The organism is Deltaproteobacteria bacterium (genome assembly GCA_019309545.1).
GTDB lineage: Bacteria > Desulfobacterota > Desulfobaccia > Desulfobaccales > Desulfobaccaceae > Desulfobacca_B.
Genome location: JAFDGA010000028.1, coordinates 1 through 21,088, shown reverse-complemented (window position 1 = coordinate 21,088; position 21,088 = coordinate 1). Strand labels below are relative to the sequence as shown.

At 51.4% G+C, this 21,088-nt stretch carries 19 protein-coding genes and 2 tRNA genes; 13 read left to right on the top strand and 8 right to left on the bottom strand.

Features of this window, described 5'->3' with window-relative positions:
* Nucleotides 1-2: 2 nt before the first annotated feature.
* Both JRG72_09420 and JRG72_09415 read right to left on the bottom strand, forming a co-directional pair.
* A complete protein-coding gene (locus JRG72_09420) occupies nt 3-269 on the bottom strand; it encodes a hypothetical protein (GenBank protein ID MBW2135426.1) in 267 nt (88 codons plus the stop codon).
* Nucleotides 270-428: 159 nt separating this feature from the next.
* A complete protein-coding gene (locus JRG72_09415; GenBank protein MBW2135425.1) occupies nt 429-1,157 on the bottom strand; it encodes a creatininase family protein in 729 nt (242 codons plus the stop codon).
* 445 nt (nt 1,158-1,602) lie between these two features.
* Between JRG72_09415 and JRG72_09410 the strand changes: the two genes are divergently transcribed.
* The 11 genes from JRG72_09410 (at nt 1,603) to JRG72_09360 (ending at nt 11,316) form a co-directional block, all read left to right on the top strand.
* The gene (locus JRG72_09410) at nt 1,603-1,995 is read left to right on the top strand and encodes an NADH-quinone oxidoreductase subunit A (GenBank protein MBW2135424.1); all 393 of its coding nucleotides are present in this window, start codon (nt 1,603-1,605) and stop codon (nt 1,993-1,995) included.
* Nucleotides 1,968-2,456 carry an NADH-quinone oxidoreductase subunit NuoB gene (gene nuoB / locus JRG72_09405; GenBank protein MBW2135423.1) on the top strand — a complete coding sequence of 163 codons (489 nt, stop codon included), beginning with the start codon at nt 1,968-1,970 and terminating at the stop codon, nt 2,454-2,456. The genes JRG72_09410 and nuoB overlap by 28 nt, the downstream gene beginning before the upstream one ends.
* Entirely contained in the window at nt 2,456-2,893 is a 438-nt protein-coding gene (locus JRG72_09400) for an NADH-quinone oxidoreductase subunit C (GenBank protein ID MBW2135422.1), read from the top strand. The genes nuoB and JRG72_09400 overlap by 1 nt, the downstream gene beginning before the upstream one ends.
* A gap of 1 nt (nt 2,894) precedes the next feature.
* Nucleotides 2,895-4,010 carry an NADH-quinone oxidoreductase subunit D gene (locus JRG72_09395; protein ID MBW2135421.1) on the top strand — a complete coding sequence of 372 codons (1,116 nt, stop codon included), beginning with the start codon at nt 2,895-2,897 and terminating at the stop codon, nt 4,008-4,010.
* A gap of 64 nt (nt 4,011-4,074) precedes the next feature.
* Nucleotides 4,075-5,043 carry an NADH-quinone oxidoreductase subunit NuoH gene (gene nuoH / locus JRG72_09390; GenBank protein ID MBW2135420.1) on the top strand — a complete coding sequence of 323 codons (969 nt, stop codon included), beginning with the start codon at nt 4,075-4,077 and terminating at the stop codon, nt 5,041-5,043.
* Between the two features lie 42 nt (nt 5,044-5,085).
* Nucleotides 5,086-5,601, top strand: coding sequence for an NADH-quinone oxidoreductase subunit I (locus JRG72_09385; protein MBW2135419.1), 516 nt, complete (start codon nt 5,086-5,088; stop codon nt 5,599-5,601).
* A gap of 5 nt (nt 5,602-5,606) precedes the next feature.
* Entirely contained in the window at nt 5,607-6,128 is a 522-nt protein-coding gene (locus JRG72_09380) for an NADH-quinone oxidoreductase subunit J (GenBank protein ID MBW2135418.1), read from the top strand.
* Between the two features lie 53 nt (nt 6,129-6,181).
* On the top strand, nt 6,182-6,493 hold the full coding sequence (gene nuoK / locus JRG72_09375) for an NADH-quinone oxidoreductase subunit NuoK (protein ID MBW2135417.1): 312 nt from the start codon (nt 6,182-6,184) through the stop codon (nt 6,491-6,493).
* Nucleotides 6,494-6,495: 2 nt separating this feature from the next.
* The gene (locus JRG72_09370; protein ID MBW2135416.1) at nt 6,496-8,382 is read left to right on the top strand and encodes an NADH-quinone oxidoreductase subunit L; all 1,887 of its coding nucleotides are present in this window, start codon (nt 6,496-6,498) and stop codon (nt 8,380-8,382) included.
* A gap of 39 nt (nt 8,383-8,421) precedes the next feature.
* Nucleotides 8,422-9,894 carry an NADH-quinone oxidoreductase subunit M gene (locus JRG72_09365; protein MBW2135415.1) on the top strand — a complete coding sequence of 491 codons (1,473 nt, stop codon included), beginning with the start codon at nt 8,422-8,424 and terminating at the stop codon, nt 9,892-9,894.
* A 3-nt stretch (nt 9,895-9,897) separates the two neighbouring features.
* Nucleotides 9,898-11,316 carry an NADH-quinone oxidoreductase subunit N gene (locus JRG72_09360; GenBank protein MBW2135414.1) on the top strand — a complete coding sequence of 473 codons (1,419 nt, stop codon included), beginning with the start codon at nt 9,898-9,900 and terminating at the stop codon, nt 11,314-11,316.
* A gap of 89 nt (nt 11,317-11,405) precedes the next feature.
* Here JRG72_09360 and JRG72_09355 read toward each other — a convergent pair whose 3' ends face one another.
* From JRG72_09355 to JRG72_09330, 6 genes are all read right to left on the bottom strand, one after another.
* Nucleotides 11,406-12,485 carry a sigma-54-dependent Fis family transcriptional regulator gene (locus tag JRG72_09355; protein ID MBW2135413.1) on the bottom strand — a complete coding sequence of 360 codons (1,080 nt, stop codon included), beginning with the start codon at nt 12,483-12,485 and terminating at the stop codon, nt 11,406-11,408.
* Nucleotides 12,486-12,687: 202 nt separating this feature from the next.
* Nucleotides 12,688-15,483 (bottom strand): malto-oligosyltrehalose synthase, encoded by a 2,796-nt coding sequence (gene treY / locus JRG72_09350; GenBank protein MBW2135412.1) that lies wholly within the window; start codon nt 15,481-15,483, stop codon nt 12,688-12,690.
* Nucleotides 15,484-15,513: 30 nt separating this feature from the next.
* Nucleotides 15,514-17,346 (bottom strand): malto-oligosyltrehalose trehalohydrolase, encoded by a 1,833-nt coding sequence (treZ, locus tag JRG72_09345; protein ID MBW2135411.1) that lies wholly within the window; start codon nt 17,344-17,346, stop codon nt 15,514-15,516.
* Between the two features lie 115 nt (nt 17,347-17,461).
* On the bottom strand, nt 17,462-18,685 hold the full coding sequence (locus tag JRG72_09340; protein ID MBW2135410.1) for a glycosyltransferase: 1,224 nt from the start codon (nt 18,683-18,685) through the stop codon (nt 17,462-17,464).
* On the bottom strand, nt 18,669-19,361 hold the full coding sequence (locus JRG72_09335) for a hypothetical protein (protein ID MBW2135409.1): 693 nt from the start codon (nt 19,359-19,361) through the stop codon (nt 18,669-18,671). Before JRG72_09335 ends, JRG72_09340 begins: the two co-directional genes overlap by 17 nt.
* Nucleotides 19,362-19,608: 247 nt before the next feature.
* Nucleotides 19,609-20,259, bottom strand: a complete 651-nt coding sequence (locus tag JRG72_09330; GenBank protein ID MBW2135408.1) for an HAD family hydrolase — start codon at nt 20,257-20,259, stop codon at nt 19,609-19,611.
* Nucleotides 20,260-20,618: 359 nt separating this feature from the next.
* Here JRG72_09330 and JRG72_09325 point away from each other — a divergent pair.
* Nucleotides 20,619-20,692: transfer RNA gene (locus tag JRG72_09325), tRNA-Gln, on the top strand.
* A 32-nt stretch (nt 20,693-20,724) separates the two neighbouring features.
* Nucleotides 20,725-20,800: transfer RNA gene (locus JRG72_09320), tRNA-Asn, on the top strand.
* The last annotated feature ends 288 nt before the right edge of the window (nt 20,801-21,088 follow it).

Below are 21,088 nucleotides of genomic sequence, written 5' to 3'. Positions count from 1 at the left end.
GGTCATTTGACTACCCGGAGCCGAGGGGTGCGGCACGGACAATCATGGTTACACTGGGAGAAGTTTTGCTGGTGGATATAACCCTTCAAGAGGTTGTTCTTGACGCGCACGGCGTTGATGATAAAAAAGGCAATTACAGACCGCTCCCAATCCGGGGTAGGCTGAAAATTTTCCATGCGTTTTTTGTAATGGGACAGTATTACGGATAAGTCTGCTTCATCCAAGCTTAAAATTTCATCGGCCAATTGTTCTATCCTTTGCCTCGGCATAAATTTTTCCCCTCCTGTCGCAATATGTCCCTGTAATTGACCCAGCCATAATAAGCCGAACATTAAAAAATTGTCAACAAAAATTAATTAAAATATTATTATTTTATCTTGGACCTGATCAAGGGTTTTAGTTTATCCGCCGGTTGCCTCTTTGGCTGGTCATTCAGTTAATCCTTCCAAGGACTTAACTATTTCCGCCAGATAATCCGCCTCCCGGGCCAAAATCTGCTGACCCTGCTCCGGGGAGGCCAGTTCTGGGTTGCCCCAAACCCCTCCGGGCCAGTAGGGACGTTTATCACGTACCAGGATAAATTTAGGAAAATGCGGCCACTCCGCCGGGGCCGTGCCCTTGACTAGATGCGGATAGGTGGCCTGCATCAATGCGGTTTCCACTTCCCCGGCATGAGAGTCGCCTTTGGTTTGGACCAGATCCGGGTTTTCTTTCAGAACCTCGATCACCAGATCAATGATATTGACAACAGCTATTTTAATCTCTGGCAGTTCCGTCAGCAAGGCTTCGCCGGCTTCGATTAGCGCGGCAATGTGAGTACCGCCGCAATGTCCGGTAAGCATGATCAGATGCCGCAGTCCCTGGCGATAAAAATCGCGTCCCAGATCTCGGGCCAGGCCTCGCAAGGTATCACCGGAAAGGCCAATGGTCCCCGGGTGTTCGCGGGTGGAACGACAGACGCCGTAATGGATCGGCGGAGCTATCAGGACCGGGACTCGTTTACCTACCTGACGGGCCAGTTCCAGGGCATGGAGGGTATCGGTACTCAGCGGCAGGTGGGGGCCGTGTTCTTCTACGGCACCAAAGGGCAGGATAACAGTACGCGTCTGCGCTATGGCACCAGAGAATTCTAGCATGGTGGCTTCTCCGACAAGCATGCCCGACTCCATCAGTTTTTTATATTATCCGTTGCGTATTGGCCTTCGTCAATATTTTTTTGTGAACCGTTAGACACCTGCTGTAGGGTATTTCTGAAATATAACCCCTTGCCTCGCGAATGGTCTCCATACAGATTTAGAGATAATACTCATCCGCTGGTCTGGGCCTCTTGCAGGCTCAGAAACATTGGAGTTTTTTCCCCGAAGCATTGCCGAGTCGAGTAATAGAATAACATATTCAATAAATTATACTTTTTAAAAAATCAAGGAATTCCCGGCCATACCTGGCTTATTGTACCCAATTTTGCTAAATATAGATAATCTATTATCTTTATTGGCTATGGCTAAATTTTGTGAAAAAAAAGACTTGACAAGGATTTCTCTTACCTGTTATTAGGTCTGTTAGTTTTATACAGCACCTGGATAACCGGTTCAGGAGGAACAGGTGGATAACTGGGCCGTATTACACGATTTCGCTTATGTCTTGATTTTTTTGTTAGTCGCAGTGGTCTTTGCCCTGGGGCCGCTAATTATCGCTCATCTGGTGGCGCCCCGCAGTTTTGGTCCCGCCCGTAATCAAACCTATGAGTGCGGCATCCCGGCCATGGGCAGCGCCTGGGTCCAGGTAGCGGTTATTTACTATCTATTTGCCTTAATCTTCTTGGCCTTTGATGTGGATGTGCTGTTTTTGTTTCCGGTATTATTGGCCTTTGGGGAGGGCTATGTCTGGCGTGATCTGATTGAAATCGCCATCTTTGTGAGCATTATATCCCTGGTGATTGTTTACGCCTGGTGTAGGGGGGTCTTCTGGTGGAAAAGAAAACCGGAGAGCCACTGATTCAGTTTGGGGTTCTCGAAGAGGTTTTGAACCTCTGCCGGGCCAATTCCCTCTGGCCCATGACCTTTGGGTTGGCCTGTTGTGCCATTGAGATGATGGCCGCGGGCGCGGCCCGCTTTGATCTGGACCGCTTCGGGGCCGGAGTTTTTCGACCGTCGCCCCGGCAATCAGATCTGATGATCGTCGCCGGGACGATCTCCCGGAAAATGGGTCCGGCGATTGTGCGCCTCTACGACCAGATGGCGGCCCCCAAATGGGTGATAGCCATGGGCAATTGCGCCATTTCGGGCGGGCCCTTCTATTATGAAGGCCAATATGCCATTGTGCCCGGGGCTGATCTGATCATCCCGGTAGATGTTTATGTGCCGGGCTGTCCGCCCCGCCCGGAAGGTTTGATTGAGGGAATTTTGCAGTTGGAAGAGAAGATCACCCAACGCGGCCGGTTAAGGAAATTCCGATAATGTTAGCCGAGCAAATCAGCAACAGCCTTAAGAGGCTGGATTTGGAAAGGGTAGCGCCCGGGGATTACCGCCAGAGCGGCTATCACGTCGAAGCCGTCGCCCAGCCGGACCAAATCCTGTCCGTCGCCCAGACGATGTTGGAGCACCAATGCTTCCTGGAATCCCTCACCGCGCTGGATCTGGTCGAATCTTTTGAAGTGGTCTATCATTTTGCCTGTTTTACGGAATTGTGCCGGACGGTGGTGCATGTTCCCTTGAGCAAAGGCAAAACTGTTCCCACCCTCAGCAGCCTTTATCCCGGCGCTGATTGGTTTGAACGGGAGGTCTTCGATCTGTTCGGCATCATATTTGCGGGCCATCCGAATTTAAAGCGCCTGATCCTTCCCGAAGATGCCGATTTTCATCCACTATTGAAAGATTTTGTGGCGAGTAGTTGAGATGATGCTGGAATCGGGTATTGAAGAAAAGACCTTTTATCTGAATCTGGGCCCGCAACATCCCAGTACGCATGGCGTGTTGCGCATTCTGCTGGAGATGGACGGCGAATTCATTGCCAATTCCGAGCCGGTCATTGGCTATGGACACCGGGCTCATGAAAAGATGGCGGAACTGCGCACCTATCAGCAGTATCTGCCCAATATGGGCCGGGTGGATTATTTGCATGCCCTGGCCTATAATCACGGTTATTGCCTGGCAGTGGAAAGGCTGGCCGGGATTGAAGTGCCGGAACGGGCCGAATTCATCCGGGTGATCACTGCCGAACTCAACCGCATCGCCAGCCATCTGCTGTGGTTCGGGGCCTATCTCCTGGACCTCGGAGCCTTTACCCCCTTTCTCTACTGTTTCGATGATCGGGAGAACGTGGTCGACATTTTAGACCGGGTGACTGGCTCCCGCTTGACCTATTGTTATTTCCGTTTCGGTGGCGTGCGCGATGACATTGACGACGAATTTATCGCTGGCTGCCGGGCCTTTGTCACCCGCTTGCGCAGTCGGTGGAAGGATTACGACGATCTGGTTACCAAAAACGTCATCTTCATCAATCGCACCCGGGAGGTAGGCATCATCACTCCGGAGCAGGCCTTAAAATATGGGATTACCGGCCCGTGTCTGCGGGGCAGCGGAATCCCCTATGACATCCGCCGCAGCGAGCCGTATTCGGTCTATCCGCTGTTTGACTTTGAAATCCCCACCGGCGAGCGGGGCGACATCATGGACCGTTATGTGGTACGCCTGCGGGAGATGGAGCAGAGCCTGAGGATTATTGAACAGGCCCTGGACAAGCTGCCCAATGGGCCGATCATGGCGGAAAAGGTCCCCAAGCGTTTGAAGCCGGCGGAAGGGGAGGTCTATGTCCCGGTCGAGTCGGCGCGCGGCGAGTTTGGTACATATATAGTCAGCAAAGGGGATACCAAACCCTACCGGATCAAGTTGCGGGTGCCGTCTTTTTCGAATCTGAGTATTATATCGGAGCTCATTAAAGATACGTTGGTGGCCGACATGGTTGCCATTCTGGGCTCGCTTGATTTAGTTATCCCGGAGATCGACCGCTAAGCTCAAGCAAATGGATCACAGGCCTTCTGCCTGTTAAAAGCCACAAGGTGGTTCTGTGATGGAAATGTTATGTCAGATAGGGGGATCAGAGGCGGTTCGCATCATAATCGCGCTCTTAGGGGTAATTGCCCTGGTCTCGGTTAACGCCTTGTTCCTGATCTGGATGGAACGCAAGGTCGCGGCCCATATCCAGTTGCGACCCGGCCCCATGGAGGTCGGTTATCACGGTGCCCTCCAGACCGTTGCCGATGCCCTCAAATTGATCGGCAAGGAGCTTATCACCCCCGAAGATGTCGACCGGCCGATTTACCTTCTGGCCCCAATTATTATTTTCCTCCCGGTATTGGTCCTCTTCCTGGTTATTCCATTTTCGCCCAACTTAATCATTCGTGACCTCAATGTTGGCATCCTGTTAATTTTCGCCTTTTCGACCCTAACGGTGTTGGCCATCCTTATGGCCGGCTGGAGTTCCAATAATAAATACTCAGTATTTGGTGCTATTCGATCCATAGCCCAGAATATTGCTTATGAAATCCCCTTGCTGATTACCGCCATGAGCATTATTCTGATGGTCGGCTCCTTCAAACTATCTGATATCGTCGCCGCCCAAGAAAATATCTGGTTCGTGGTCATTCAACCGGTGGCCTTTATTCTTTATGTCATCTGTGCCACGGCCGAAACCAACCGGGCCCCCTTTGATATTCCCGAGGCCGAATCAGAGTTGGTGGCCGGATTCCATACCGAATATAGCGGCATGCGCTTTGGCCTGTTTTTCCTGGCGGAATATACCAATATGTTTGTGGTCTCGGCCGTGGCCACCGTCCTTTTTTTAGGAGGTTGGCGGGGTTGGTTTTTACCGCCGGTGGTCTGGTTCCTGATCAAAGTTTACGCCATGATCTTTCTGATCATGTGGTTCAGATGGACTTTCCCGCGGCTGCGGTTCGATCAACTGATTACCTTTGCCTGGAAGGTGTTGATTCCCTTGGCATTCATCAATCTATTGGTCACTGCCCTGGCTATCAAGCTGTTTTAAATGATAAAGCTAAGCCGGTAAATTATCGCAAGGTTTAGATCAATGGTTGCCTATTGTAGAGAAATTTTAGTCGGGCTGTGGAGCTTACTGGCCGGGATGGCAGTCACCATCCGCTATTTTGTCAAGCCCATCGTCACGGTGCAGTACCCCCGTGAAAGATTGACCATGTCGCCCAAATATCGGGGGCCCATCGAATTGATTATGGACCCCGAGACCGGCACCCATAGTTGTACCGCCTGCGGCATGTGTGTCCGCACCTGTCCGTCCAGCCTGATCACGGTGGAAGGGGTCAAGGTCAAAAAGAAGAAGCTGCCGGTTAAACATGTGATTGATTTTTCCTATTGCAGCCTGTGCGGCCTCTGCGTCGAAGTCTGTCCGACCCATGCCCTGAGGTTTTCCAACGAGTATCGCCTGGCCGGTTATCGACGGGAAGACATGGTGATTGATCTTTTGGCCCGGCTGGATAAAGACCGCGCTGCGGTCGGACTACCGCCGCTGCCGGTGCCCACCCCCGAGCCAGAGGAAGCAGAATCTACCCCTGCGGAGGAAAAAGCATGAGATTCATGATTGACCTGTTCTCCGCCGAAGGCATGGCCACCCTCAGTTTTTTGGGGGTCGTCGGTCTTACCTTTATCGGTGCGCTGATTGCCGTCGGGGCGCGCAATATCTTCCATAATGTCTTAGGACTGGCCTTGGCCCTGTTTGGGGTGGCGGGTCTCTTTGTTTATCTCAACAGCCCTTTTGTGGCCATGATGGAGATTTTAATTTACGTGGGGGCTATCTGTATTGCCATCTGCTTTGCGATCATGCTCTCGGAACCGCTGTATTTACCTAAGCCCCCACGTAATCCTCTTAAACTTTTAGGCGCAGGCGTAGCCAGCGGTTTGATCTTTGCCATGCTGGGACTGCTGATGAAAAAAACCACCTGGGTACCGGCCGCGGAGCGCAGCACCGACTGGTCGATTACCACCCTGGGTCACTTTTTACTTACTAAATACGCCTTAATTTTTGAGGTCATTTCACTGGTTCTGCTGGTGGCCATGTTGGGGGCGATTGTCACTGCCCGGGATGGCCGGGGCAGCTAATAAATACATGCGGGGAGACGCATTGGTAGCTTAGCCCCTGGCGGGGAGACATCATGATCAACAACCTAGAAACTTACCTTTACATTGCTGTGGTCCTTTTTGCGATCGGTCTGTATGGAGTTTTGGCCCGACGCAACCTGATTGCGGTGTTGATTTCGGTGGAACTGATGCTCAATGCGGCCATGATTAATTTTATGGCCTTCAATCGGTTCCTGGCCCCGCATCCCGCCGTGGGACAGATCTACGCCCTGTTTATCATGGCGGTGGCCGCGGCCGAAGCCGCCATTGGTTTAAGTATCATCATCGCTATTTATCGGAAGTTGAAATCCATTAACGTGGAACACGTTACTGAACTTCGAGGTTGATTATGTCCGCCTGGTTTTCGGACCTGACCTTATTGGGATGCTTTCTGTGTATGATCTTGCCCCTGGCCAGCTTTGGGCTGATCATGATCTTTACCCGTACCAACCACAAGCTATCGCTGGCCATCTCTCTGGTGGCCTCCACCCTTCCTTTATTTATCGCCTGGAGCTTTCTGTATAAATATTGGCATATTACCGAACCCATCATCTATAACTATGACTGGATCATCTCTGATTTTATCAAGATCCCGTTTGGGTTCCTGCTGGATCCTACCAGCCTGTTGATGCTGACTATTGTGGCCACCATCAGCTGGCTGGTGCAGATCTACTCCATCGGCTATATGGAGGGTGATCCGGGATTCGGCAATTATTATGCCTTCCTTTCGCTGTTCGCCCTGTCCATGCTGGGCGTCAGCATCTCCAGCGGCCTGTTGCAGCTTTATATCTGTTGGGAGCTGGTGGGGCTGTCTTCCTATCTACTGATCGGTTTCTGGTATGAGAAATTCTCGGCCTCCGAGGCCGGCAAGAAGGCCTTTGTGGTCACCCGCTTCGGCGACGTCGGCTTTTTCATGGGACTGGCCTTTCTGACCATTTTTTACGGCAACCTGGAAATTGCCAATATTAATTCCGCCGCGGTTGCCCAGAGCATGCCCCCCTGGCTGATCTCCACTGCGGCCTTGCTGATTTTCTGTGGGGTAATGGGTAAAAGCGCCCAGTTCCCTCTGCATGTCTGGCTGCCCGACGCCATGGAAGGTCCGACGCCGGTCAGCGCCCTGTTACATTCAGCCACCATGGTGGCCGCCGGCGTTTTTCTGATTGCCCGGATCTATCCCTTTTTCAGCGCCTCCCCGGAGGCTATGACCGTGGCTCTGGCGTTGGGGACCATCACCCTCATAATTTCCTCCACTATTGGCATGGTGGCCACCGACATTAAACAGGTCTGGGCCTATTCCACCGTCAGCCAGCTCGGTTTCATGATCATGGGCTTGGCAGCCGGAAGTTACTTTGCCGGCTACTTTCATCTGACTACCCATGCCGGATTCAAGGCGCTCCTCTTTTTATGTTCCGGGGTATTCATCCATCATTTCGGCACCAATGATTTCTTTGTGATGGCTGCCCAGGGCGGCCGAAAATTAGTGATTCCCATGGTTACTATTACTATTGCGGCGCTGGCCCTGTCGGGCATCTTCCCCTTTTCCGGCTTTTTCAGTAAAGAGGCCATCCTGGGCGCTTTATATCACCACCCCAACAAATTCTGGTTGCTCATGGGGTTGTTCGGGGCCTTTTTGACCGCCTATTACACCTTCCGGGTAATCTTCGTGATGCTGTTCCCCAAGACTACCGCGCCGGAGGAATCGCATGGCCATGAGAAGCTTCATGAAGAGCATCACGGGGTCCCCTGGGTGATGGCCATCCCATTAATAATTCTGGCTACCTTTACCCTGATTCTGGGGTTCTGCCAGGGCTACCTGGAACGATTTCTGTTGGGCCATGCGCTGCATCATGAACATAATTACCTCCTTTTGATTAGTGCCGTGGGGTGCGCCTTATCTGGCATCGCTCTGGCCTGGTATGATTGGGGTTCCAAGAAGGCCAAGTGCGTCGGCTTTATCTCGTATGTGCCGGTGTTGGAGAATTTCTTTATCCAAAAATGGTATATGGACCATTTCTGGCGCTGGTTCTTAAACACCTTTATCTATGGGACGTTTTCCCGCCTGTTCACCTATAACGACCGGCGGGTGGTGGACGGCGGGGTGGATACTGTCGCCTTCTCAACCATTGGCAGCGGGCGGATGCTCTCCTTTTTCCAGACCGCCCTTTTGCAACTGAACCTGTTATTCATGATCGTGGTAGTAGCCGGAGTCGGGCTCTACCTGTTAATAGGCCGATAATCGTTTGAGAATTAATCTAGTTTAATTTAGGATGGCTTTATGGTGGAGCAAGTTGCCGACTTTCCGTATCTGACCTGCATGCTGTTGGCCCCTGTCGTGGGCCTGACCATCATCTTGTTCCTCAAAGAGGAATGGCATTTTCTGATCCGGGTGGTCAGTCTTATCGCCTCAGCCGTCGCCTTTGGGTTTTCTATTTACACCTTTGTTAATTACGACAAGGCCCTAGGGGGGCTCCAGTTCGTTGAAAAATACGAATGGGTCAAAACCTTTGGCATCCATTATTATGTCGGCGTTGACGGCATCAATGCCCCGTTGCTCCTGCTTACCGGGATCGTCATCTTTACCGGCGTGCTCACCATGTGGGAGCTGGAAAACCGGGTCAAAGAATATTTCGCCTTCATGCTGGCCCTGGTCACTGGCGTTTTCGGGGTCTTCATGTCCATGGACATGTTTGTCTTTTTCCTGTTTTACGAAATCGCCGTGGTGCCGATGTATGTCCTTATCCTGATCTGGGGCTCCACCCGGAAGATTTACGCGGCCATGAAACTTACCCTCTACCTGATGGCCGGCAGCGGGTTAATTATCCCGGGGATTTTGCTGCTCTATGCCACTTCCGGTATCAATACCTTTGATATGATCCAGCTCCATGGGATTCATTTTGCCCCCTGGGTGCAAAAGGTATCTTTTGTGTTGTTATACTTTGGCTTTGGGGTGTTAGCCGGTGTCTGGCCGTTCCACACATGGTCGCCGGTGGGCCATGTGGCGGCGCCGACCGCGGTCAGTATGCTCCATGCCGGGGTGCTGATGAAACTGGGAGCCTACGGCATCCTACGGGTGGCTATGTTCCTGTGTCCGGCCGGCTTCCAGTACTGGGCGCAACTGATGGCCCTGTTGGCCGCGGTGGGGATTGTCTATGGCGTTTTTGTGGGTCTGGCCCAGACCGACCTTAAGTATGTTATTGGCTATTCCTCGGTATCCCATATGGGGATTGTGGGTCTGGGATTGTCCACCGGCACCATCGACGGCTTAAACGGTTCGGTCTTTCAGATGTTCGCCCACGGCGTCATGACCGCCCTTTTCTTCTCGGCGGTGGGCTATATCTATGATCGCACTCATACCCGGGATATCCACGAATTGGGCGGGTTTTCCAAAATTATGCCGGTCGCTTCGGCCTATTTTATCATTGCGGCCTTATGTGGGGCCGGAGTGCCGGGCTTCGCCAGTTTCTGGGCGGAACTGCTGGTATTCATTTCGGCGGTCAAAGTCTATCCGGTGCGCGGTCTGTTTGCCCTGGCCTCGATCGTCATCGGCGCCTTGTTTGCGCTGCGGGTGGTGCAAAACACCTTCTATAATCAACCTAATCCCAAGTTCATACATTTTAAAGATGTCAGTCCCTTTTTAGGGTTGCCCCGGGCCATTTTGGTGGCCAGTATGGTGCTTTTTGGGATCTTTCCCCGGCTGATGCTGGACATAATTAAATCCGCGGTAGTTCCCTTTGTTAACGGGTTATAAATCATGAAAGTGCTGCTCTTTGGTCCTGAACTCTATTTTCTGGCGATGGCTCTGGCCCTATTCTGCCTGTCCTTACGGCGACAGGTAAACATCCGTATCGACCATCAGGTAGCCCTGGGATTTGCGGCTGGCGGAGTAGTGGTAGCGGCGGCCTGTCTCTTCCAGCAGGGAGAGTTGTTCTTTGCGGCTTACCGGGTTGATCTGTTCAGCCAGATCTTCAAAGCTGCCCTGGCCTTGGGCCTCTTTCTGGTCTTGATGATCTCCCATAATCTGGCCCATATCGAGGAACGCTACCACGCCGAGTTTTATCTGTTCCTGACCACCTGTACCCTCGGTATGATGATGTTAGTCAGTGCCGTTGAACTTCTGACCATTTATGTGTCCCTGGAATTATCATCTTATTCGCTCTATATTCTAGTGCCCCTCCGCCGCGGTGATGACATCGACATCGAAGCTGGAGTAAAGTATCTGTTCATCGGTGCAGTCTCCTCCTGCTTTATGCTCTTTGGCTTAAGTTATATCTTTGGCGCTACCCATAGCACCTATATTAACGAAGTCATGGCCAGGATGCCGGAATTGCTGCAAAGTCCGATCGGTATCTTGGGCCTTTTGCTTACCCTGGCCGGATTCTTTTTCAAATTATCGGTGTTCCCGTTCCATTTCTGGGCTCCAGATGTCTACCAGGGGGCGGCCAATCAGGTGACCACCTTTATCGCCACTGTGTCTAAGGCCGCCGCAGTGGCGGTTTTACTCCGCCTGGCGGCTCTGGGCCATGCTTATGGGTTCGGCTTTATCCAGGCCTTGTGGATCTTGTCGATTGTCTCCATGACCCTGGGCAACCTGGTAGCTATTGTCCAGAAAGACTTTAAACGCATGTTGGCCTATTCCTCTATCGCCCATGCCGGTTATGTACTGATGGGCATCCTGACCCTGAGTGAAGCCGGATATACTGCCGCGATCTACTACGCGGTGGCGTATCTGATCATGAACTTCACCTGTTTTATGGTGCTCTCGGAAGTGGCCAGTGATGGACGGAACCTCAAGATCGTCGAGTTGGCTGGACTGTACCACCGCTGCCCCTTACTGGGGCTGGCCTTGATGCTCGGACTATTCGCCCTGGCGGGGGTTCCCCCTTCCATTGGCTTTACCGGCAAATTGCTGGTCTTCACTTCCGCCATGAAGGAGGGTTATTTCTGGTTGGTCTTGGTCGGGGCCGTTAATGGCACTATTTCATTGTATTACTATCTAAAGGTGGTGTACGCGGCCTATTTCCTGGAAGGCCGGGAATTGCCGGCGATTAAACTGGGCCTGCCTACCCGGGCTTTGAGTTATGCCCTGATCCTGATCATCATCGGCTTCGGAGTGTTCCCCGATCGGATAGTGGAATTGGCCCGGATTGCAGTTAAAGGCGTTCTGCTCTAACTTTTTGTTCCTTTCCCTTCATAAAAAATGCCAGCTCCAACGGCTGGCATTTTTTATTAAAAAACCTTGACTCTGGTATTAGGTCTGTTTCACTTACAGGTGCGATAACTATCGACTTCGATATTATAGTGTCGCAACCAACGATAGATAGTTTTGGTGCACACCTTGAGCCGCCGGGAAAGGGCGGACACGTTACCTTGGGCGGCCCGCAGCAAGTTTTCTAATTCCTGCGGGGTCGGTCGGGTCGGCAGAGTGGCAACCGAAGAATGCCTTTCCTGGGCCTGGGTCTCGGAAAGATGGGGTTCTGGGTCCAGGTCCAATTCTTTGACGATTGACCCCTGACAGAGCAAAACCGCTCGGGTTACCACATTTTTGAGTTCTCGGACGTTTCCCGGCCAGGCATAGCTGAGCATCTCTTTTTCTATGGCCGCGGAAAACCGCACCATGCCTTTGTCATATTTTTTGGCCGTCGTCCACACAAAATAGTTGGCCAGGAGGAGAATATCTCCCCGCCTTTCTCTCAGAGGGGGCAAATGGATCAGCAGGGTGGCCAAGCGGTCATATAAATCCCGCCGAAATTGCCCCTGGGGGACCATGCCCCGGATATCCTGGTTGGTCGCCGCCAGCAAGCGGACGTTTACTTTTCTGGGGCATTCACTGCCTACTGGTTCGATCTCTCCCTGCTCCACCGCCCGTAACAATCGGGATTGTAATGCCAGGGGCAAGTCTCCGATCTCATCAAAAAACAGGGTTCCCTGATGGGCAAGCTCAAATTTGCCGCGTTTTTTGCGCAGGGCGTTAGTGAAGGCTCCGGGCAGGTGCCCGAATAATTCGCTGTTGGCCAGCGACTCCGAGATTGAAGCACAGTTGATTTTTAAAAGGGGTTGGCTGCGGCGGAGACTTAAGGCCCAGAGGGCCTCGGCGACCAGTTCCTTGCCGGTTCCAGGCTCTCCGGTAATCAAGACCGGCAGCTCGGTGCGGGCATAGAGGGGGATGCGATCCAGAATATTCTGAAAAGCCGAGTCCTGGGTATAAATCCAGGCTCTTTTTACCGGCCCCGCCTTTTTACGGTTATCTTCCCTTTGCTTAAAAGGCCTATCAAATGAGCTTGAAACCCCGATAGGACCCCGATCCTTTATCCCTAAACCTCGGCGATCAATCCTAATCATTTTTATCGCGCCTCCCTGTGCGACCGAGTTGAGAAATGATGGATTAAATATAACTTCTAAAATAAAAAATGAATTGATTATATTTTAGGATTATTAGGTAGTTATTGTCAAGGTGTTAATATTAAATGAATTATCGGTTACATAAAAATAATAATATAATCAATAACATAAAATATTTCAAAAATTGTAGGCTTGAAAAAGATTATTCCCTGGGGGTGAGGAGCAAGGCTACCGGGAAGTTGGTCAGTGTCTGTCCCACCAGTAAGTGGCCCTGACTAGTAATGACTTTTTTGGTAAAAATATCAATTCCTCGGAAGGTAGCAAACGGCAGGGTCAGGGAAGTATCCTGCCACATTTCTTCCCCCACGGGTAGTTGCCCTTCTTTAATGATCGCGGTCAACCATCTGGGCACTACTATGAGCGCGGCGGAGTTGCCATGAGTTCTTAAGAAGCTTATCACTTGGTCTTTATATTTCCCCGCGGCCGGGACCGGGAGATAGGCCCCGGCTTGGAAGAGCTCCTGCCGCTCTTTGCGGGCCTGTAGGGCTTGGTAGATCAGGAAAAGTTTGAGCTGGCCGTCTTCTCTGGAAGCCCACAAATCGCTAATCAGACCGAGCGGATCGTAATGTTCCCTTTTTCTGATTTCTTTGAGAAATTGCCGTCTTTGATCGAAGTTCACCGGGCGCCGATTATCCGGGTCTACTAGGTTTAGATCCCACAGTTCGGTGCCCTGATAGAAATCCGGCACTCCGGGACAGGTAATTTTCAGCAGGGTCTGGGATAAGGAGTTAAAAATGCCGTAATGGGCCACGAGTTTCTGAAAAGGCTCGAATTCGCTTAAAAATGGATTGGGTTCGGTTAAGATCTCGTCTATGAAAGCCAGCAAGGCTGCCTCATAATCCGTATCCGGCTGCGTCCAGCCGGTATGAATTTTCGCCTCCCGCACCGCTTTAATCATGTACTGCTTAATTCTCTCGACAAACTCGGGCCATGGGGTAGGATTGAAGGGAAAGGCCCCAATCAAGGTTTGATATAATAGGTATTCATCATTTTTGTCGGGGATGGCCTTGCCGCCTTTAATTTTCTTGTTTTTCTGATTGAGCCGGCTCCATTTCCTCAGATTTTTTTCCCATTCCGCCGGAATTTCCGACAACACGTTAATCCGGGCCCGGACATCTTCCCCGCGCTTGGTATCATGGGTTGAGCTGGCATTCAGAGCGTGAGGCCAATTTTTGGCTTTTCTTTGATTATATTGGTGGAAGTCCTTTAGAGGAATCCCGAACCCCTTGGGATCGCCTCCCACCTCATTAAGCGAGATCAGCCGATTGTAAATATATAAGGTAGTATCTTCAAAACCCTTGGCCATCAGCGGCCCTGAAAGTTGTTGTAATCTCATGAGGAAGTGCAGCAAGGTGCGTTTTTCAGGATCAGCAAAGTTCGGGCTGCAGCCTAAAAATAATAACTCTTCTAAAAAATTAAACTCTGATCCCAGATCGGGATTTTTAACTCGGGCCTGGTGCAGGGCATGCTTCAGATAGAAAACATCTTTTTCTCCGGCCGGGCTAGCATTAAGGTAGGTGCGATATACCGGAAACAGGGCTAACAGCTCAATTATTACCCTTTTAAAGCTATACAGACTGATATCCGTTCCATGGCGGTACTTACCGGCCAGATTTTTGAGCAGGTGAGCCAGATTATCAATATCGCCGGTCATGTACTTTTCAATAATCAGTTTCTTCTTCTCATAGACCAACTCCTTGTAAGCTATTTTAGAGCCGATGTATTTAAAATACAGGCTATTAAATTGGGCAGCCTGGCGAACATTACAAAAACTGGAATTGCAGTAAGTTAAAAAGTCATAACCGGTGGTCCCCTGCACCGGCCAATTTAAGGGAAGCTCTTCCTCCGGTTCAAGGATTTTCTCCACTACAATATATAAATCTCTGGCTCTCTGGACCAGGTTTTGTAAATAATTGACTGGATCGTAAAGCCCGTCAATATGATCTATCCTTAAGCCGGTGATACTGCCCTCGGCGATTAATTTAAAAATCAAACCGTGAATATGGTTAAACACCTCGGCATTTTCTATTTTTACGCATATCAAGTCATTAATGGTAAAAAACCGGCGGTAATTTATCTCTTCCGTAGCCACTTTCCAGAAGGCTAAGCTATAGATCTGTTCATCAAGGAGATTATCCAGCAACTTGAAGCTTTCCGGACGCCCCGGGACGCCGTTAAACAGAGCAATATTCTCATCGATAAATAATCTAATCACGGAGTTTCGAGTATAGAGTTCCCACAGCATGTTTTTTATGATCTTATTCTGATCATATTGGCTTACCAAATCTTCATCTTGGGTAACCGGGAGATTTTTGATAATGTGCAGGATGCCCAGCAGTTTCATAAATTCCAGATGGTCTTCCCCCAGTCTGCTGCTTAAGACCTGGAGCCGATGGGAAATAATCGTGGCATAAGTATCAATCCGCAAAGGAAATTTCTTGTCATAATAATTAATCGCGAAACCCTCGGCATCGTAAGTAAGCCTGATTTCGCCAGCTTCGATAGCCTCGCCATAACGCTTCCCTAAAATCGGGGCCAGCACTTTGCCCCGGATATTGGCATAGTGATGCTCCCAGTCAATGTCGAAAAAGGTATAATAAGGTGATCGGGACCCATTTTCGAAAATATCCATCAGCATCGGGTTTTCGCCGTCATAAGCCATGTGGTTGGGCACCAGGTCTTGAATCCAACCCAAATCCAGTCTTTTGATTTCGGTTATCAGGTCCCTAAAGTCGGTTTCGGAACCGAGTTCCGGGTTCAATTTATTGAAGTCAACCACATCGTAGCCGTGCAATGACCCTTTTCGGGCCTTGAAGATGGGAGAGGCGTAAATGTCAGAAATGCCCAGGTCGGCCAGATAGGCAGCCAGATCCCGGGCTTGGCTGAAATTAAAACCAGGATTAAACTGTAACCGGTAAGTAGCCCGCGGAATTCTCATGGCAATTATGCTCCGTGTGGCCGGAAAACCCTAATCTCTGTAAGCCACCAAACTGAGACCTCTTAAGGTGACTGTTTGATGCCGATCCAGCCGGTCGGGAGCCAGGGAACCGGGGCCTTGCCAGATCGGCTCAGCGGAATCCAGCAGTTTGTGCCATGGCCCTGTCGGCAAGAAAGCACTCAGATTTTGCGTAACATCACCTGAGTTAAAGTTGAAAAGCAATAATACCTGATGATCATTGTCAAGTCGCCAGCGTCGCATAATTAAAAACTTTTCCTCCTCTAAACCCCATACTTCCAGGTTATCGTTATCGGGTCGGGAGATGGCCGGCAGCTCTTTCCTTAATTTAAGCAATTCTTGGTAAAAATTAACTAACACCGCGTGCTTGCCTTGGCTGCGATGCTGCCACCGCAGTTTCGCAGTCAGAAAGGTATCCAGACTCTGCGGGTCGGGTGGTTCGCCCGGCCACTGAAAGGACTTGAATTCTTCCTGGCGGCCCTGCCGCACCGCCTCTACCAGGTCCGGATCGGAATGGCTGACAAAATAGTGGAAAGGAGCCTCTTCGCCGTATTCCTCGCCCATAAACAAAAGCGGGATGAAGGGAGAGAGAATAACTGCCCCGGCCGCAAGTTTAAGCGCTTCAAAAGATACCAGCGTTGACAATCTCTCCCCCCCCTGGCGATTGCCAATCTGGTCATGATTCTGCACAAAACCTACCAACCGCCGGGCCGGGATATCCTTGGCAGAATTGCCATGCCGCCGCTGGCGATACTGCGAATACTGGCCGGAATAGACAAACCCCTCGCGGAGCGCTTTGACCAGATGAGCCATGCTGCCGAAGTCGGCGTAATAGCCCTGGTGTTCCCCGGTAAGCAGGGTGTGGAGGCAGTGATGATAATCATCATTCCACTGACCGTGCAGGCCATAGCCGCCCAATTCCCGGGCCCGGATTACCCGGGCATCGTTCAGATCGCTCTCGGCGATCAGATAACACCGGCGTTTGGTCTTGTCGGCATAATCCTCCACCAGTTCGGCCAACTCCTGGAGAAAATGCCGGGCGCTCATATCGTAGATGCCATGAATAGCGTCAATCCGCAGGGCGTCAAAATGGTAGTTTTTAAACCAGTAGAGGGCGTTATCGATAAGGAACTTCCGGACCGCATCGCTGTGGGGGCCATCAAAATTGACTGCCGGGCCCCACCGAGTCTTATAGCGGTCGGTAAAATAGGGGCCATAATCCCATAAATAATTGCCTTCGGGGCCGAGATGGTTGTAAACCACATCGAGGATGATCGCCAAGCCCTTCTGGTGGCAGGCATCGATCAGTTGTTTTAGCCCCTCTGGACCTCCGTAAGAATTTTGGACTGCATAGATATAGGTGCCGTCATAGCCCCAGTTGCGCTCCCCGGGAAACTGCGCCACAGGCATGATCTCCAAGGCATTGATTCCCAGATCCAGCAGTTCATTTAACCGGGGGATGATTGCTGCAAAGGTGCCCTCCGAGGTGAAACAGCCGACATGTAATTCATAAATTACCATTTCTGCCAGACTGAGGCCCGGCCAACAATTATCCTGCCAGGTAAAGGCCCGATGATCAACTACCTCTGAAGGGCCATGCACCCCCTCGGGTTGGAAAAAAGAGGCCGGATCCGGTCGGTCCCGTTCACCTTCCAGACGATAAAAATATTTGGTCCCCGGGTAAACCCCATCGACCACTGCCCTCCAGTAGCCTTGGTCATCCGATTCCATGGGGTGCAGGCTAGGTTGGGGCGAGGCCAGCTTTACCTCGACTCGCTGCCGCCAAGGTGCCCAAACCACGAATTCGCATCGGCCTCCGTTCAGGTAATTAGCTCCGATTTGCAAGGAACATCCTTTTCTTAAACCAATGAGCCAGGGCCTAGCTCTTAATGCAGGGTTATTTCCCTTGAGTTGGGAACAGATGAACAGATCGGTGATTTAATTTATCTGGCCAATAAACTCAGAGCTCGAACATGCGGCTGCCCGGATTCTCTACCAGAATCATCAACGTCAGGTAGTCCCGGAGAGTCCGGGTGATAAGAAAATGGTCCCGAACGAAGTCCCGAGCTTTTTGCCCCAGACGTCGGCACATCTGCGGGCGATGCAGCAGGTAGCGGATGCGAAAGGCGCATCCTTCCGGCGTATGTACCAAAAAGCCGTTGTAATAGTCCTGGAGCTGTAGGACAATGCCACCCACCGCACCCCCGATCACCGGCTTACCTTTCCACATTGCCTCGGTGACGGTGAGGCCAAAGCCTTCCCTAACCGATTTTTGTAAAATAATATCCGCTGCCCGTTGGATGGCGTTGACCTCATAATGGCTGTCGGGCGGCAACATCAGAACCTGGATATCCGGCTCGCCTTTGGCGGCTTCCTGGACTTTGGCAAAGATTTGAGGGCCTTCCGGATCGTCGGTAGCCTCACCTCCCACCAACAGCAGCTTGCACGGGGTGTGACGCCGGACCAGACGGAAAGCCTGAATCACTCCTAAGGGGTCTTTAAAGGAATCGAATCGGGATACCTGTAAGATTACGGGCTTATCCCTTTCGATACCGAGACGATCCAACACGCCCTGGATTTCTGCCGGGCTTAACTCCCGGTTCTTTGTACTTAAAGGATCGATGGAAGGATAAATAATATACTGGGGATGATCCAGGTTCTGGGAAAAACGGGGCATGGAAAAGACCGACGCATCATATTGACTGACAATTTTCTGTAAAAATTTCCAGATGGTCCGATGCGGCCGGGAGATATCAATGTGACAGCGCCACACCCATTGCCGGGCTTGGGCCCGCAGTTCCTGAATCAGGAAGGCTGGCTGGGGATCGTGCACCAACACAAAGTCCGCCTGCCAATCGAACCGAGAGGCATTATCGCGGTTGATCTCCTGGTAATGTTGAAGCATCTCAGGACTGAAATCCACCTTCTGGCCCTGTAAGGCATTATGCATGGCCTTGGTGGTCTCGAAAAAAAGCTGATCCCCTTCAATTACCTCCCATAGAGTTTCCACCCCCAACTGGTTGAGCAACGGCACCACTCGCGAGAGGATTTCCGCCACTCCACCGCCGGTACGGGTGGAATTGATGTTAACTAGACGACGGGGTCCCAGACGCTCGGCCAGGCGATAGAGCTGGCTGATCACGGCATGGCCGACAATGGGGACATAATCATCCAGCCTGGTCACAATGATCTCCCAAGTACTGGTTAATTATCCTTAACAGTTCATCGCGAATCTCGCGCAGACTGTAAAAATAAAGATCGATGTCGCGAATTTTCTCTACTGCCTCCGGGCACTCAAAGTTGTACTCAATCCAAAAGGAGAAGTCGTCAACCTCCCTGACTCCCAGACGCCAGCGGGCTTCAAAGAAATGGTAATATATCGAATCTAGCCCTACTTCTTGCAAGGCCTCACAGAACTGGGGTAAGGTGTGGGCCACAATTTTGGAGCGAATGACCGCGGTGGAGGCCTCACAGAAATCGAACTCAAACCCGGGCCGGGCCCACGGTATATGGATCAGATCCCACAGGTAGGAATCCAGAATATCAATCAAGGCCTCACGGACCTGGGCCATATTTTCGAAATCAAACGGATCAAAAGAGCTGAGTTTTTCGGCCAAGCGATTATCCTGCAGGGCGGTTGCTGCCCAGAAGGCGAATTCATTGGGATATTCTACGCCCGGATAGGTTAAAGACAGGCGATACTGAAAGAGATGATAGTAAGGAACCCATTCGTCAACATCCCGCAGAGTTTCCACTAGCTCTCTGAGATTAGTAGCTTTCCGGCCGATCGGCATGGGCATCACAAAACATTCTCGGAACCAGAAAGGATCTTTGGCGGGCTGATCCGGTCGGATTTTCAAATTTTTCTTCTCCTTTAAATGGCCAAAAGACCGTTATGGTTGTGCTAACAGATATAGTCAGACAATCTGAACGCTTCGCCTCGGTAGTCTTCCCTGGTCGAGTCGCTCCAGCCCGTGAGTACGCAACGGCAGACCGGTAAACAAGTTAACCCATTATATCAGAAAAGACTGGGAAAACCATCTGATAACATAATTTTTTGATCTACCGGAATTTCTCGGACCAACACCGAGTAGTCGGAAACAGTAGCTAAAGGAGTTCCAAGAGGTCAGTCGGCCGGGCGATCAATACCCGGGCCCCGCTGCGGGTGAGTTCCTCGGCGGTGCGAAAGCCCCATAAGGCTCCCACCGGAAACATACCAGCCGCCGCAGCAGTCTGCATATCAGTCCCGGTGTCCCCCAGATAGAGGAATTCAGCCGGCGGCAGGCCCAGGTCGGAGGCAATCTCCAGGGCGGCGGCCGGGTCGGGCTTGATCGGCCCGCCAGGGCGGACTCCGACTACCTTCTCAAAATGCCAGCCTGGGAGCACCCGGGCCACGCATTTTTTCGAAAAATCATCCGGCTTATTTGACAGGATGGCCATCCTGAGTCCCGCCGTGGTCAAGGCATCGAGCAGCTCTGGAACCCCTGGGTAAGGGTGGGTATGTTTGGTCCAGCGTTGATTGTAATCTGCCATTAAGGCTGCGAAACACTGGGCAACCGTGGCCTCGTCACGTTGATCTTCCGGGAGTGCCCGGCGGGCCAGATTCTCCATGCCGCCGCCCACAAAATATTTATAGGCCTCGACTTGGTGAATCGGAAACCCGAAGTGATCAAGCACGCTGTTCATGGAATCAGCCAGATCTTGGAGCGTGTCTAACAGAGTCCCATCGAGATCGAACATCACTGCTTTATAGGCCATAGGAAATTTACCTGTAAAAAGGAGCATGGGTAATGGATTGAAAGATATCTTTTTTTAAGATAGCTCAGAATCAACTGCTTGGGAAGTAATTTTGTCCCTGAGGCCTCAAATTATGCCCTGGAAGCGCCCTCACCGGAGCAATTACTCTGGTCCTTTATTTGCTGAGAAAATGGGGCCAGGAAAGAAGGAAAAAATCTGTGGCGGAAAGCATGCCTTCCCACTTCCCCTCCAAACGCCAGGGAGCGGCTCGCCTTGCCTCCCACCGCGGCCCTTGTATCTTTATCCAATCTGGGATCTATTGACCAGGCTTTTAAAGTGCAGTTGACAAACTTAATTTCTTATTTTATATAAAAAAGGATTGGGGGATCGTCTAGCGGCAGGACAGCAGACTCTGGATCTGCTTACCGAGGTTCGAATCCTCGTCCCCCAGCCAGAGCGTAGGGCTAAAAAACCACGGGTACATAATCCCCGGTAGCTCAGCAGGTAGAGCGGGTGGCTGTTAACCACTTGGTCGGCGGTTCGAGTCCGTCCCGGGGAGCCAGACAAAAACCTACGGACTTTTCGAGGTCCGTGGTTAACGCATAGAGCGGGGGAAACGGAGAGCCATGAAACGCCGCTTCTCCCGTTTTTGCAAGGGGGTACGCCGTGGCGGACATCCCAGCCCATTCTCTGGTTCGAGATGAAGCGCGTGGGGTCCAAGCGCAACCCCCACGGTTGCAGGCGCAACCCACGCATATCCTCTTCGAACTCTCCGATTCTCCGTTTAATAGCCCCTCTTGTTTAACAACCAGGTGGCGGGTAGGGTACGCACACACAAGTTTCGAATCCA

What these genes read in the sequence shown, in the direction of transcription:
- JRG72_09360 (MBW2135414.1), top strand. Translation starts at nt 9,898, where the DNA reads ATGAAAGTGCTGCTCTTTGGTCCTGAACTCTATTTTCTGGCGATGGCT.
- treY (MBW2135412.1), bottom strand. Translation starts at nt 15,483, where the DNA reads ATGAGAATTCCGCGGGCTACTTACCGGTTACAGTTTAATCCTGGTTTT.
- nuoH (MBW2135420.1), top strand. Translation starts at nt 4,075, where the DNA reads ATGTTATGTCAGATAGGGGGATCAGAGGCGGTTCGCATCATAATCGCG.
- JRG72_09395 (MBW2135421.1), top strand. Translation starts at nt 2,895, where the DNA reads ATGATGCTGGAATCGGGTATTGAAGAAAAGACCTTTTATCTGAATCTG.
- JRG72_09400 (MBW2135422.1), top strand. Translation starts at nt 2,456, where the DNA reads ATGTTAGCCGAGCAAATCAGCAACAGCCTTAAGAGGCTGGATTTGGAA.
- JRG72_09415 (MBW2135425.1), bottom strand. Translation starts at nt 1,157, where the DNA reads ATGCTTGTCGGAGAAGCCACCATGCTAGAATTCTCTGGTGCCATAGCG.
- JRG72_09370 (MBW2135416.1), top strand. Translation starts at nt 6,496, where the DNA reads ATGTCCGCCTGGTTTTCGGACCTGACCTTATTGGGATGCTTTCTGTGT.
- JRG72_09385 (MBW2135419.1), top strand. Translation starts at nt 5,086, where the DNA reads ATGGTTGCCTATTGTAGAGAAATTTTAGTCGGGCTGTGGAGCTTACTG.
- JRG72_09420 (MBW2135426.1), bottom strand. Translation starts at nt 269, where the DNA reads ATGCCGAGGCAAAGGATAGAACAATTGGCCGATGAAATTTTAAGCTTG.
- nuoK (MBW2135417.1), top strand. Translation starts at nt 6,182, where the DNA reads ATGATCAACAACCTAGAAACTTACCTTTACATTGCTGTGGTCCTTTTT.
- JRG72_09380 (MBW2135418.1), top strand. Translation starts at nt 5,607, where the DNA reads ATGATTGACCTGTTCTCCGCCGAAGGCATGGCCACCCTCAGTTTTTTG.
- JRG72_09365 (MBW2135415.1), top strand. Translation starts at nt 8,422, where the DNA reads ATGGTGGAGCAAGTTGCCGACTTTCCGTATCTGACCTGCATGCTGTTG.
- JRG72_09355 (MBW2135413.1), bottom strand. Translation starts at nt 12,485, where the DNA reads ATGATTAGGATTGATCGCCGAGGTTTAGGGATAAAGGATCGGGGTCCT.
- JRG72_09330 (MBW2135408.1), bottom strand. Translation starts at nt 20,259, where the DNA reads ATGGCCTATAAAGCAGTGATGTTCGATCTCGATGGGACTCTGTTAGAC.